The organism is Collinsella ureilytica, from assembly GCF_019795105.1.
Classification (GTDB): domain Bacteria; phylum Actinomycetota; class Coriobacteriia; order Coriobacteriales; family Coriobacteriaceae; genus Collinsella; species Collinsella ureilytica.
In genome coordinates this window covers 324,806-338,181 of the sequence record NZ_JAIMFO010000004.1, presented here as the reverse complement: position 1 = coordinate 338,181, position 13,376 = coordinate 324,806, and the positions used below count along the sequence as shown (strand labels likewise).

11 protein-coding genes are annotated in these 13,376 nt (G+C 51.9%); all 11 read left to right on the top strand.

Annotation, left to right across the window (positions count from 1 at the left end; translation table 11 throughout):
* Window positions 1-981, top strand: a complete 981-nt coding sequence (locus K6V98_RS01560) for a nucleoside hydrolase (RefSeq protein ID WP_222198766.1) — start codon at window positions 1-3, stop codon at window positions 979-981.
* On the top strand, window positions 981-1,700 hold the full coding sequence (locus tag K6V98_RS01555; protein WP_306792656.1) for an HAD family hydrolase: 720 nt from the start codon (window positions 981-983) through the stop codon (window positions 1,698-1,700). Before K6V98_RS01560 ends, K6V98_RS01555 begins: the two co-directional genes overlap by 1 nt.
* Window positions 1,690-2,877: an iron-containing alcohol dehydrogenase gene (locus tag K6V98_RS01550; RefSeq protein ID WP_222198763.1), complete on the top strand. Its 1,188-nt coding sequence runs from the start codon at window positions 1,690-1,692 to the stop codon at window positions 2,875-2,877. Before K6V98_RS01555 ends, K6V98_RS01550 begins: the two co-directional genes overlap by 11 nt.
* Window positions 2,878-3,089: 212 nt before the next feature.
* A complete protein-coding gene (locus K6V98_RS01545) occupies window positions 3,090-4,532 on the top strand; it encodes an MFS transporter (protein WP_222198762.1) in 1,443 nt (480 codons plus the stop codon).
* Between the two features lie 719 nt (window positions 4,533-5,251).
* Complete coding sequence (locus K6V98_RS01540; protein ID WP_222198760.1) at window positions 5,252-6,127, top strand: PRD domain-containing protein; 876 nt, start codon at window positions 5,252-5,254, stop codon at window positions 6,125-6,127.
* 161 nt (window positions 6,128-6,288) lie between these two features.
* On the top strand, window positions 6,289-7,797 hold the full coding sequence (locus K6V98_RS01535; protein WP_222198758.1) for a PTS transporter subunit EIIC: 1,509 nt from the start codon (window positions 6,289-6,291) through the stop codon (window positions 7,795-7,797).
* A 39-nt stretch (window positions 7,798-7,836) separates the two neighbouring features.
* Window positions 7,837-8,517: an N-acetylmannosamine-6-phosphate 2-epimerase gene (locus K6V98_RS01530; protein WP_222198757.1), complete on the top strand. Its 681-nt coding sequence runs from the start codon at window positions 7,837-7,839 to the stop codon at window positions 8,515-8,517.
* A gap of 356 nt (window positions 8,518-8,873) precedes the next feature.
* A complete protein-coding gene (rapZ, locus tag K6V98_RS01525; protein ID WP_222198756.1) occupies window positions 8,874-9,800 on the top strand; it encodes an RNase adapter RapZ in 927 nt (308 codons plus the stop codon).
* Window position 9,801: 1 nt separating this feature from the next.
* The gene (locus K6V98_RS01520; RefSeq protein ID WP_222198754.1) at window positions 9,802-10,977 is read left to right on the top strand and encodes a gluconeogenesis factor YvcK family protein; all 1,176 of its coding nucleotides are present in this window, start codon (window positions 9,802-9,804) and stop codon (window positions 10,975-10,977) included.
* Window positions 10,956-11,897, top strand: a complete 942-nt coding sequence (gene whiA / locus K6V98_RS01515) for a DNA-binding protein WhiA (RefSeq protein ID WP_222198753.1) — start codon at window positions 10,956-10,958, stop codon at window positions 11,895-11,897. The genes K6V98_RS01520 and whiA overlap by 22 nt, the downstream gene beginning before the upstream one ends.
* Before the next feature lie 416 nt (window positions 11,898-12,313).
* Window positions 12,314-13,339, top strand: coding sequence for a type I glyceraldehyde-3-phosphate dehydrogenase (gene gap, locus K6V98_RS01510; RefSeq protein ID WP_222198752.1), 1,026 nt, complete (start codon window positions 12,314-12,316; stop codon window positions 13,337-13,339).
* Window positions 13,340-13,376 lie beyond the last annotated feature (37 nt).

Here is a 13,376-nt window from a genome sequence, read left to right as displayed (position 1 = left end):
ATGGAGAAGAAGAAAGTCATTCTCGATTGTGATCCAGGTCATGATGATGCGTTTGCAATTATGCTTGTAGCTCAACATTTAGATGTGCTCGGTATTACGACAATCGGTGGGAACTGCTCTTTAGAAAATGTAACGAGAAATGCCATTCATGTTCTTGAGGCAATAGGAAAAGCTGATGCGATTGGGGTGTATCCCGGGCATAGTTGTCCTATGGTTGCACCGCTGGTAACAGCACCCAATTTTCATGGTGAGACGGGACTTGATGGGCCGATATTTCCTGAAGCCACACATGTCGCTTCAACGATGCATGGAGTCGACTTCATTGTTGATACCGTGATGAACACCGATGATGTAACTCTTATTGCAACAGGGCCATTAACGAATATTGCAGCGGCAATAAATAGAGAGCCCCAGGTGGCAGAGCGAGTTAAAGAAATTTGCATTATGGGCGGTTCTGTTACGTTTGGAAATTGGACTCCGGCAGCTGAGTTCAATATTTATGTTGACCCAGAGGCTGCTAGTAGAGTGTTTAACAGCGGTGCCCACATTAAAATGACCGGTATTAATGTAACGAGACAGTGCTGTATTGGTTTGGAGCATGTTGAGCAGTTCCGAAAAATCGGGACGCATGCTGCAGTGCTGGCAGCTGAGTTAACCGACTTCTTTATTGAACAGGATATAAAAGCAGGAGAGCCTCCAATTGCCTGCATGCATGATGCTTGTGCAGCCGCGTGGATCATTGAGCCAAGCCTTATTGTCTCAGCTCCTATGCATATTGACGTTGAACTACATGGATCGCTAACGCGCGGCATGACTGTGTGTGACTATCGCCACCTCAGAGGTGTCGATCCAAAGGTTGAAATTGAACGTCAGGCTCAGATGTCCCTGAGAGGATCTGCAGCAAATGCTGATGGTGCTCTTGAGCTCGACTTTAAGCGCTTTATGGATCTACTGTATTCAACGCTTGCCGCTTATAACTAATGAGAATAGATAGCCTACATAGCACGTGTTCACAGTTCGCCTCGAGTTTCGACTTGGTGATCTGGGATTTTGATGGCACAGTGGCAAACACCGCTGAGGATGTTTGGGGCTCGTTGTCTTTTGCGGCAAAGCAAAAGGGAACAGAGATCCCGGATGTGTTTATGCAGAGTGCAGAATATCTTGCTTTGCCTGTAGCAACGATAGCGAAGCTTCTAATCCCTGATTTAGCAGAACGAGATGTGTTGTCTTTTGAAGCCGATGTGAGTCATCACTATCGTGAACTCAGCGACTTTCCGAAAACGATCCTGTATGGCGGGATGGAAGTACTGCTGGCAGAGCTAAAGCTGAGGCATCAGAAAAGCTATATCGTGACAAATAAGCCTTTAACTGCTTTAGAGCGAATTCTTATGCTGAAGCAATGGGGGTCTTTCTTTGATGGCTGGGTTTCTGCAGAGAAAACGCCAGAGGAGTACATCCCGAAGGGTGAGCTCTTTTTAACTGTTATTGATGGGATGGGTGTAAAAAAAGATAGCTCAATAGTTGTAGGTGATTCGGCGTCTGATATTGACGCTGCACATTTTGCTGGAATTAGAAGTATTGCAGTGACATATGGCGATGGAGATCCGTGTGATCTTATTGCTGCAAAGCCTCATCTCATAGCAACAAGTGTTCAAGAGCTTACACAGCTTCTTTTAGGAGGTGGGAAAGGTGTTGAATAGTTTTGAATTACAGATTGGTACTCGGTTTGTATTTGGTTTAGGTGCTTTGCAACGGATTGGCGAAGAGCTTGAGTCATTAGGCGCTCGGCGGATCATGCTCCATTACGGAGAGGGGGACTATCTGATTCCTCTGCTGCAAGAGATTCGTAAGATCCTCGATTCAGCTAGCATAGAGGTTTTTGAGTTCGATGGTGTTCAGGCAAATCCAAGACTATCGCTTGTTCGGGAAGGAATAAGGCAGGCTCGCGATCAGCATATTGACGTGGTGGTTGCAGTTGGTGGAGGCTCTGCAATTGATTCTGCTAAAGCGATTGCGCTTGGCGCTGCCTCTGAATGTGATGTTTGGGATTACTTTCGTGGTGCCGCTGTTCCGAGGCACACATTGCCAGTAGTCGCAGTTGTTACTATTCCGGCAGCTGGTAGCGAATCAAGTCAAGTGGCTGTATTAAGCGATGATAAGACAAAAAGTAAGCTACTCGTTAGTCATCCAATCATGCGTCCGGCAGTAGCATTGATGGATCCTGGGCTTACATGTACCGTTCCGATAGCTCAGACTGCGAATGGGATTGTGGACATTTTCTCGCATGTTTGCGAGCGCTATTTTAACGAAAGTGCTGAATTCGGTGTTATTGATCGTATGTGCGAAGGCGTCCTGAAGTCCATTGTTTATGCAGGTAAGACTCTTGCTAATCATCCAGAAGATCTTGCAATGAGATCTGAAATTATGTGGATATCTACCATCGCCCAAAACGGTACGCTTGGCGTTGGAAGAGAACAGGATTGGTCAACTCACCTATTGGCAAATGAGCTGAGTGCACTATATGACTGTGTGCACGGGCAAACGATTTCAGCAATCATGCCGGCTTGGATGGTTGCTGCGAGATCAGCGAATACCGCGCGCTTTGCTCGCTTTGCAGAAAAAGTTTTCAACGTATGCGATAACAATGAAACCTCTTGCTCCCAAGCTGCAATTGTTCAAACGGTTAATTTCTTTCGAACCCTTGGTATGCCTTGCTCTATGAAAGAGCTTGGTGTGAGGACTGATCGAATCGAAGAGATGCTCGACGCTATTCCATTTGAGGGTTCAGATCAGGCAATTGGAGCAGTGCGTCGCCTCAATCGCGAAGCATGCAAACACATTTACCTCCAGTCTGCTCAAGGAGCTGATCTCAGCTAAACAGAACGTACAAGAGAGGCGCTTGTTGAATCAAAAAAATGGACTGCTTCCTTTTAGGTAAGTCTTTTGGGGGATGACGAATGAATCTCTTAATTTCTAAACATCGGGGAGTAAATGCCCCATCTACAAAAACTGGACCACCACGCTGCAAAAAGATTCGAGCATGTTTATGAATTGATCCTGTTTATCCCTAGCAAGCTAAAGGAGTTCTGATGTCTGACGCAACTATTACGCGCCAGAATGGCGTTCCAGTCCCAGAAGAAGGGACTGAAGAATGGTTGAAATACAACAAGATGGCGAAAGTTGCGGTGCCCATCGTGTTGGTTATATTTACGCTTGGCGTTCTTATGCTGCAAGCGTTTGGCATGATTTATGTCAATATTGGTGAGCAGCTGGGGGAGCCTGGCTTGGCACCACTCATCACTTCGATACCCGGCATTGTCCTTGGTATCGTATGCGTGATTTACGGCTCGCTCGGCGACTTCCTATCCCTCAAGAAGATGCTTACACTTGGAACGATAGTTTTCGTTGCTGGCTCAGCCTTAGGTCTTTTGGGACATTTGAGTATCTGGATTGTAATCGCGGCTCGTGTGATTCAGTCAGCTGGATGGCAAGTTTCTGGTTCAATCTTTTTGGTGTTGGTTTCTAAATATATTGCGAAGCGAGATCGCGTAATTTGGTATGGCATTTTTGTTGCAGTCTTTAGATTTGCAGCAGCGCTCGGAGTCTTCCTTGCTGGCTATATGACCTTGATCGATTGGCGGCTTCTTTTCGCAATTGGTCTTGTCGCCGCACCTTTTATTCCGATCCTTGCAAAGAATCTTCCAGATGATCATGCTGCGGGGGCAACCATTGATGGCATCGGGTTTACGCTGATTGGTCTTTTTGCAGCATCTGTAACTATGTACTTTACCGACATGTCAACGTTCTGGCTCGTTGCATGTGGTGTAACGCTCATTGCATTTATTGTCTACATCAATAAAGCGAGCAATCCTTTCATTACTCCGAAGATGCTTACAAACCCTGCCTTTGCCATGACCATGGTCGTGATCTTCGTCGGGTACTTCTTTAGTTACACACTCAATGCGGGCATCAACAATATTGGAATGAACGTATTTGGGTTGGATTCCTCTCAAGTATCTAATCTGCTAGTGTGGTCAATCATTCTTGCCGCAGTTATGGGATTTGGTGCTGGTCCAATCATTCGAAGGATTGGGCGCAAAGCATCGGTGATTCTCGCGCTCTCATGCATGGGTCTTGGTTTGATCTTAGTTGCGTTTTGTATACAGCATGGTGAAATTTGGGCGTTGGGCGTGGCTCCGTGTCTCTACTATTTTGGCACCTCCTTCTTCTACCAGCCGATAGTTGATACTGCAACCTTGACGGTGAGCGCTGAAGAATCGGGCCGCGCACTAGGCTTTAATGATTTGTTGCAGGCAATTACTGGCTCTGTTGGCGTTGCCTTATTCGGGCAGATGATGGCAAATGGAGCGATGTCGGGGGGCAGTCTATTTGGAACTCCGGCGGGCTTAGCTTCTACGTACGTGAACGTTTTCATGATCGGTGGAGCTATTGTTCTTGGGGCAATGGTCATCTTCGCGCTCTCGATGAACATGATTTATAGCCGTTCTCGCGCTGCAGAGGATGAGGCATAGCTCTTCGCAGTGGAAATGCTTGTCGATATGTAGAGTCGCTAGATCTGCATGCTTCAGCTGTACGGCGTATGTGATCTAGCTGAGAAGGAATGAGGGTCGGCGAGATCTCGCAGGTGCCTCCGCAGCAAAGCGAGGACAGCACCGAAGAGATCTACGCCGACCTCTTCGAGCGTGCACTTTGGTGTCGTTAGGAGCATGTTTGCCCGCACTTCGCGTCAAATCTGTGCCTAACGGGTAATAAATGTACTAATACTAACCCCCCTATCACCTTGAAAAGGGGTGTTATGGGATCCATTTGCTGTGAGTTTGGCTCGGTGAGCATGTTGGTGCGATTCTCATAAGTGGCAAGTGCTAATAGAGGGGAGTTGCTCGCTCGGTCTGGTGTCTCAGGCAACCCCCGCCCAGTGACCGAACGCAGTCAGTGATCGGCATGCAGCATCGAAACCTAGTGTGCGTTCAGCCACTCGTCACCGCTACAAATCGACCCACATTTAGCGACCAAGCGCTACCTGCGATCAGCGCGGCACGCATCGCAAACCTGTCACGCTCAGCGACGCGCCACTACCTTTGAGCGGTGTGCAGCTTGACGCAGTAGCTCTTGCTTTTTACAATCACATTACAACTTGATGAGGATCGTTACCGGTTATGGGCGACACCGAAAGTTGGGCTCTACCCGCTTTCCGTGTTGCCCGTCCGTTTTCAGTGCTTGGAGCTATTTCGTGCTAACGATCGTCAAGGTGCTCAACAACAACTTTGCTCTTGCTGTCGATGAGGCGGGCAGAGACTGCATTGCTATGGGAAAAGGCATTGCCTTTGGTCGGCGGTTTGGCGATGAGATTGATCCAGAAAAGGTTGAGCGCCTCTTTACCCAGCATGTGCCTGAGCTTTCGCGCAGGCTCGTTGATTTGGCACCGCTGGTGCCTGAGGAATACTTTGATGCGGCTCGCGATATTGTGGATCACGCCCGCCTGCGTCTTGGCCATGAGCTTGATGATGGCATCTATCTGGCCTTAGCAGACCATATTCACTTTGCAGTTGAGCGTGCCCAGTCAGGCATTATGGTTACCAACCACCTCACCTTCGAAATCGGGATGGTGTATCCCGAGGAGTTCGAATGCGCACAAACCGCGCGCGCGTTTCTTGAGCGTATCTTTGACGTGAGCTTGCCGGCTGATGAGGCTGCCTTTATTGCTTTGCATTTTGTGAATGCTGGCACGGGTGTGGGTATGGAAGGCACTGCTGAGATGGCGCGAATCGTACACCGCGCAGTTTCGATCGTGAGCGAGATGCTCGAAATTGAACTCGACCGGGAGTCGCTCGCATACTATCGTTTCATGGTTCATTTGCGCTTCTTTGCCCAGCGCGTCGTGGGCGGTGCGTCTTGTGATTCGGCGCCCTTGCCAGAAGACCGCCGCCTCATCGCCATGGTGCAGCATGAATACAGGGACGCTGCGGCCTGTGCTGAGGCAGTAGCTGAGTTTGTGGAGTGTGAGCATAACGAGGTTGTTCCACCAACTGAGCGGATGTATCTCGCCATGCATATTGAGCGCTTACGATCGGGTGGTCTCAGTGCGCGTCGCGAGGGGGATCCGTAGCCAAGCGGCCTCCGTGCGCGGCGTGACGAGGATCACGAGGGGATCCATAACCCGAGCAGCTTCGCCGATCACCCGCGACGAGGATCCAAACCCCGAGCAGCTTCGTTGATCGCCCGCGCAGTCAGCGTCAAGTTTAGGAAAGGTATGTGAAAGGAGAGATCGTGTTTAAGTATCTGCAAAAGGTCGGGAAGGCCTTTATGCTCCCGATCGCCATTTTGCCAGCAGCAGGTCTGTTGCTCGGCATCGGTGGTGCCTTGAGCTCAGAAGGCACCATTGCAGCGTATCCAGCGCTTGCGGTGTCTTGGCTTCAAGCCATCTTTAAAGTGATGAGCGCCGCCGGAGGCGTGGTGTTCTCCAATTTGGCCATGTTGCTCTGCATTGGTCTTTGCATTGGGCTGGCCCAGCGCGATAAGGGTGTAGCAGCTCTTGCTGGTGTGACGGGCTATTTGGTTATGAATACCTCGTCAGCAACCTTGCTTTCAATTTTCAATCCCGAGGGCGCGGCGATTGATACCGGCGTTGTGGGCGCTTTGGTGATGGGCCTGATTGCGGTAGCGCTTCATAATCGGTATCGGAATATCCAGCTGCCTCAGGTTTTGGGCTTCTTCGGTGGCTCGCGTTTTGTGCCGATTGTTACCAGCATTGCCGGTATTTTTGTCGGTGCCGTCTTCTATCTCATCTGGCCACCCTTCCAGCAGCTGCTTGTTGCAGCCGGTGAGGCAATCTCTGCTGCTGGCGTGATCGGAACCTTCTTCTACGGCTTCTTGATGAGGCTTTCTGGAGCAGTTGGCCTGCATCACATGATTTATCCCATGTTTTGGTATACCGAGCTCGGCGGCATTGCAACCGTTGTTGGCGAGCAGGTAGTTGGCGCTCAGAAGATCTTCTTTGCTCAGCTGGCTGATCCTGCGCACACCGGTCTGTTCACTGAGGGCACGCGCTTTTTTGCCGGTCGTTTCTCAACCATGATGTTTGGTCTGCCTGGTGCGGCGTTGGCGATGTATCACTGCATTCCAAAGGAGCGTCGAAGCAAGTATGCAGGTCTTTTCTTTGGCGTAGCGGCAACGTCGTTTTTGACCGGTATTACCGAGCCGCTTGAGTACATGTTCCTCTTTGTCTGCCCGCCACTGTATGTCCTGCACGCCTTCTTTGATGGCGTTTCGTTCCTCATTGCTGATCTCTTAAAGATCCGCATTGGTAATACCTTCTCTGGCGGCATGATCGACTTCTTGCTCTTTGGCGTCTTACAGGGCAATGCTAAGACAAATTGGCTGCTGCAGATTCCATTTGGTGCAGCGTGGTCGTGTCTCTATTACTTCTCATTCCGTTTCTTGGTTTCCAAGTTCAACGTAAAGACCCCTGGTCGCGATGCTGATGACGATACGGATACCACGCCAGTGGCTGTTCCTAACGCTGCAAGCAATCTCGTAGAAGATGCGCGTGTGATCATTACAGCGCTTGGTGGACCGGAAAATATCGAGGATGTTGATGCCTGCATTACGCGCCTGCGTGTGGGCGTTCATGATTCCAGTAAGGTGGATCGCGATTTGTTGATGAAGCTCGGCGCAGCTGGGGTGATAGACGTGGATGGAGGTATCCAGGCCGTCTTTGGAGCCAAGGCTATTCTGTATAAGAGTGCGATATTGGACGAGCTTGGAATTGAAGAGTAGAGCGGCAGCGTATGAGCTGTTTGAGAAGGGATGGGTGCTATGCCACATGCATTAATTGAGGAGCTCAAAGGAAAGCTGATCGTAAGCGTGCAGGCATACCCAGGCGAGCCACTCCGAACCCCTGAGATTATGGCAGCCATGTCGCGTGCATGCGAGCTCGGTGGCGCTGCGGCTATTCGTTGCCAGGGTCTTGCCGATATTGCTGCTATTAAGGGCAGGGTCGAGGTTCCGGTGATTGGCCTTTGGAAAGACGGTCACGAGGGCGTGTACATTACGCCAACTCGTCGCCACGCCCTTGCCTGCGTACATGCTGGTGCCGATATTGTTGCCGTTGATGCGACCGGGCGTCCGCGCCCTGATGGCAGGCCGTTGTGCGAAACCTTAGATGCAATCAAAGAGGCGGGAGCCTTCGCGATGGCCGATTGCATGACCTTTGAAGACATTGAAGCGGCGGTAGATTTGGGCTTTGATCTTGTCTCAACAACCTTGAGCCACGGAGTTGCTGCAACGGACTGCACGATGGCAGACGGTCCAGATCTAGAACTTCTCCGCCGCGCAACCTCGGTTTTTCCAGATGTTCCTGTCATTTGTGAGGGTCGCGTGCATACGGCAGAAGATGCGCGTCAAGCGCATGCAGCCGGTGCCTGGGCAGTTGTGGTGGGAACGGCCATTACGCACCCAACCTCAATTACCAGCTGGTTTGCAGAGGCCATGCAGTGAGGTGGTGCACGGTAGGCGCTTGTACCCTTTGAGTGAGTATCACTGAGGCGTTTGGATAACCTTGAGGTAAGTCTGAAAGAGCTGGACGGTTTGAGCGGCGATCGCCCGTTAGCCTTGAAGCAAGCCTAAGAGAGCTGGGCGATTTGAGCGGCGATCGCTCGATAGCCTTAATGAGCGCCTAGAAGAGCTGGACGGTTTAGCAGCGAGTACCTGTTTGACCGTTCAGCTCTTTCGTATCTTTGCCGGTTCGAGCCACTCGGCAAGAAGGGGCTCTCACCCCGTGATCACCGGCTTCTCTGCCGCATGCGTAGCATCAGGGTATACTGAAGCTCATCCGCCACGGCCGAGGAGGTCATATGCCAGTTATTCCGAGCAAGCCTCTCACTATTTCGGAGGCTACCGGTAACGCCCCTGATATCGTGATCATCACTGGCATGTCTGGCTCGGGCAGAACCCAAGCCATGCATGTCTTTGAGGACATGGGCTATTTTTGTATTGATAATTTGCCGCCGCGCTTGATCTTGCAGTTGGCGGGCGTCATCGGAATCAATTCCGGCATTGGTCGCCACTTGGCAGTAACCTGCGATCTCAGAAGCCAGGGCCTGTTCGACGAGTTGCTCGATGTCATAAAGAGCCTTGAGGAACATGAGCTGTCTTGTCGCATTGTCTTTTTGGAAGCCTCTGATGAGGTTTTGATCCGCCGGTATAGCGAGAACCGTCGCCGGCATCCTTTGGCGGGCAATAGTGAGACCACAGCCGATGCGATTCAGCGCGAGCGTGTCCAGCTCAGAAGTGTCAAAGAGCGCGCCGATATGGTGATTGATACGAGTAGGCTTCGCACCTCAGCCCTTAGAACGCGCTTACGGAATGCATTCTCAGAGCTGAGTGACCAAGAGCTTATGGATGTACATGTCTTTTCCTTTGGCTTTAAGCACGGTATGCCCGTTGAGGCAGATCTCATGATCGACGTGCGTTTCTTGCCCAATCCATTTTATGACCCAGAAATGCGGCCGCTGACGGGTCTTGATGAGCGCGTGTCTACCTTTGTGCTTGAGCACCCCAAGACAAAAGACTTTTTGGATGCGTGGTTTCGCCTGCTTGATGCGGTGATGCCTGGCTATATTGCGGAAGGAAAGCCCCAGCTCTCCATTGGTATTGGATGCACGGGAGGCCAGCACCGCTCAGTTGCAATTGCTGAGGCAACGGCTCGCTATCTTGAGCGCCATCAGTATCACGTCGGCATTTCACACCGCGATCTGCCCCGTGCGGGTCTACCTTCCTAAGATGGATGTCGCAACACAAAACCCGGCGTTTCGCGTTGTTTCCCTTGGAGGGGGAACAGGTCAGCCGGCATTGCTCCGTGCCCTTAGACGCACCGGGTACCCCCTTGATATTGATGCCATTGTGGCCATGGGTGATGATGGGCGCTCTTCAGGCATTTTGCGCGAGCGCGAAGGAATGCTGCCTCCGGGTGATTTGCGCAAGTGTTTAACGGCGCTTGCGGCAGAGCCAGAAGGCTCGCTTGCCCGCGCTTTTGAGCATCGCTTTGATTATCTGAACAACCATGCCATGGGAAACCTCATGATTGCTGCCCTGGTAGGGGAGGGCGACAGCTTTCCTGCTGCCATTGGGTGCTGTGCGCAGCTTTTAGGCTGCGTAGGAAATGTATTGCCCTCAACTTTGGATCCCATTTCGCTTCGGGGTACGACGATTGCCGGAGAAGAGGTTGCTGGTCAGGCAATGCTTTCATATGGATCGGGAAGGCTGGATCGGATTTGGCTTGAGTCTGCTTTCAAAACGACTGATCAGACACCTCAGGAAGGAACTGCAGCGGGCTCAGGCTCACGCGCACAGCAAGCTGCAACGGATCCAGGTTCGCTCGCGCAGCAAGCTGTAACGGATCCAGGCTCACGCGCGAAACAAGTGGTAGCGGATCCAAGTTCGCTTGCACAAAAAGCGGTAGCGGAGCCTTTGGCCTATGAGCCAGCAGTTCGAGCGATTTTGGCGGCAGATCTCATTGTTATGGGACCGGGCTCGCTTTTTACCTCGCTTCTTCCAAACCTGCTGGTGCCTGGTATTGCCGAAGCGCTTGCAAAAACTAAGGCTCGTCGGCTCTTTATTTGCCCCAAGGCCGATGTTCCCGGGGAGACTGAAGGCATGGATGCCGAAGCGTATATTGACGCGCTTGAGCAGGCGGGTTTTCTGGAGCTCCTTGACACGGCGCTCTTTCATCGGCGCGATTGCAAAGCCCGCCCGTACTTTGTTATGCAAGATCCCCGCGCTGAGCGCTTCTTGGATGTAGAGCTCACACCCGCCGCAGAAAAGCGGCTCTCCCAGCGCATCCCCCACATTATGGTGCGGGATCTAGCTGATGAGCATGCGTGTACTGCCCATGATACGAACGAGCTTGCTGCGGCTCTGCGTGAGGTGATGGACACATGTCCTTCAGCGCAGAGGTAAGAGACGAGCTTGCCCGGAGCGAACCTGCGTGCGAGTATTGCGATCTTGCAACGCTTGCAGCACTGACGCGGGTATGCGGCACCCTTTCAATTACTGGCCCGGATTGTTTTAGTCTCTCAGTAGCTACTGAGACGGGCGCGGTGGCACGTACCATGATTGGTCTTACGCACCGGATTCTCAAGCTAAAGACCGAGTTTACGGTTCGCCGATCGGTTTTGCACAAGGTACGAAACTACCTCATTACGCTTCCCGATCAACCCTCGCTTAAAAAGGCCTTGGTACTCTTGGGCATTCTTGATCGCTCAGGTGCTTTGGTGTCTGGGATTCCTCACCATATTGTGGCTCGTGAGTGCTGCCGGCTTGCTTATATTCGCGGCGCCCTCATTGCGGGCGGCTTTGTTGCCGATCCAAAAGGGGATTTTCATCTTGAGATCGCAGTGCAAAGTGAGGCCTTGGCTCGTGCTTTAATTGAGCTCATTGCGCCGTTGGGCGTGCATGCTCGGGTGAATGCGCGGCGAGGTAGTTTTGCGGTCTATATCAAAAGCGCGCATGAGATTAGAGGCCTGCTTGAGGCAGTGGGAGCGCAGCGCTCGGTTGCCGAGATAGATGATGCACGTGCGGTGAAGTCGGTTAAAAACGATGTGAACCGCCGTGTGAATGCAGAACTTGCCAATCAGGGGAGATCTGCCGTGGCTGCTCGAGATCAGTTGGAGCTCATACGCCAGATTACACGAGCGGGGCTGCGAGGAGATTTACCAGCAGCACTTGAGGAGTTTTGCGCACTTCGAGAGGCGCACCCCGATGTATCGCTGCGAGATTTAGGGGTGCTTGCTCATCCACCGCTTTCTAAATCAGCGCTCTATCATCGAGTATTGAGGCTTGAGCGTCTTGCTGATCGGGAAGGGATCAACCGAGCATAGCTTTCGCATGATTTGCGAACCCATGGTAGCGGTGTCCCCGTGCGCCTTACGAGTAATCGAGCACAGGCTTCTCGTACCTGCTGAGCCTCAAGCGCACATGCTTCGATCCCATAGAGACCAATCCATCGTAGGTCTCGCGAGAGCTGTGAGCCCATGGGTGAGCCGAGAGCGGCGGCTCCCTCATACACCTCACGATCAACCAAACAACGGTTTCGCTTGGCGCGCACGCCATGAAACGTTTCATAGCATCTATGAGCTGCAGAATTGTAAGCGCTTCAATGTACTGGTTTTCTCAAGAATGGTCAGATGTGGCGATTAGGATGGCTGAAACAAGGTATATTCACCTTAGTTGGTTTTGCGGGCTCTGAGCCTCGGACAGAGGAGTTCGTCGCGGAGTCCGACGAAAGGAGACTAATATGGCAGTCAAGGTTGCGATTAATGGTTTCGGACGTATTGGCCGTCTGGCCTTCCGTCAGATGTTCGGCCATGAGGGTTCCGAGATCGTCGCTATTAACGACCTCACCTCGCCCGACATGCTCGCTTACCTCCTCAAGTACGATTCAACTCAGGGCAACTATTCTCGCGACCACGAGATTTCTGCTACTGAGGACTCCATCGTGGTTGATGGTAAGGCCATTAAGATCTACAAGGAGGCAGACGCTTCCAACCTGCCGTGGGGCGAGCTTGACGTAGACGTTGTGCTCGAGTGCACTGGTTTCTACACCTCCAAGGCCAAGGCTCAGGCTCATATCGACGCTGGTGCGAAGAAGGTCGTTATCTCCGCTCCTGCTGGCAATGATCTGCCCACCATTGTGTACAACGTGAATCACGAGACCTTAACGGCCGATGATCACATCATTTCCGCCGCTTCCTGCACCACCAACTGCTTGGCTCCGCTTGCCAAGGGCTTGAATGATTTTGCTCCCATCGTCTCGGGCATCATGACCACCATTCACGCCTTCACTGGCGATCAGATGACGCTGGATGGCCCTCAGCGCAAGGGCAATAAGCGTCGTAGCCGCGCCGCTTCCGAGAACATTGTTCCTAACTCCACTGGTGCTGCTAAGGCCATCGGTCTTGTTTTGCCTGAGCTGAACGGCAAGCTCATCGGTGCTGCCCAGCGTGTCCCGACGCCCACCGGCTCGCTCACCAACCTCTACGCTGTGGTTGATAAGACCGTGACCGTCGATGAGGTCAACGCTGCAATGAAGGCCTATGCAGCTACTATCTCTGAGACCTATGCATACAACGAGGACGAGATTGTTTCTCGCGATATCGTAGGCGAAACCCACGGCTCCATCTTTGACGCTACCCAGACTCAGGTTCAGGATCTCGGTAACGGCCAGAGCCTGGTGCAGGTTGTTGCTTGGTATGACAACGAGAACTCCTACACCTCTCAGATGGTTCGTACCATCAAGTACTTCGAGAAGTTCGTCGCCTAAATGACGTGTGCCCGGACGCATATCGTCCGTTGAGCGT

Bases quoted from the DNA above. Each gene is read 5' to 3' on its own strand.
- K6V98_RS01560 (WP_222198766.1), top strand. From the start codon at position 1: ATGGAGAAGAAGAAAGTCATTCTCGATTGTGATCCAGGTCATGATGAT.
- K6V98_RS01555 (WP_306792656.1), top strand. From the start codon at position 981: ATGAGAATAGATAGCCTACATAGCACGTGTTCACAGTTCGCCTCGAGT.
- K6V98_RS01545 (WP_222198762.1), top strand. From the start codon at position 3,090: ATGTCTGACGCAACTATTACGCGCCAGAATGGCGTTCCAGTCCCAGAA.
- K6V98_RS01530 (WP_222198757.1), top strand. From the start codon at position 7,837: ATGCCACATGCATTAATTGAGGAGCTCAAAGGAAAGCTGATCGTAAGC.
- rapZ (WP_222198756.1), top strand. From the start codon at position 8,874: ATGCCAGTTATTCCGAGCAAGCCTCTCACTATTTCGGAGGCTACCGGT.
- K6V98_RS01520 (WP_222198754.1), top strand. From the start codon at position 9,802: ATGGATGTCGCAACACAAAACCCGGCGTTTCGCGTTGTTTCCCTTGGA.
- whiA (WP_222198753.1), top strand. From the start codon at position 10,956: ATGTCCTTCAGCGCAGAGGTAAGAGACGAGCTTGCCCGGAGCGAACCT.
- gap (WP_222198752.1), top strand. From the start codon at position 12,314: ATGGCAGTCAAGGTTGCGATTAATGGTTTCGGACGTATTGGCCGTCTG.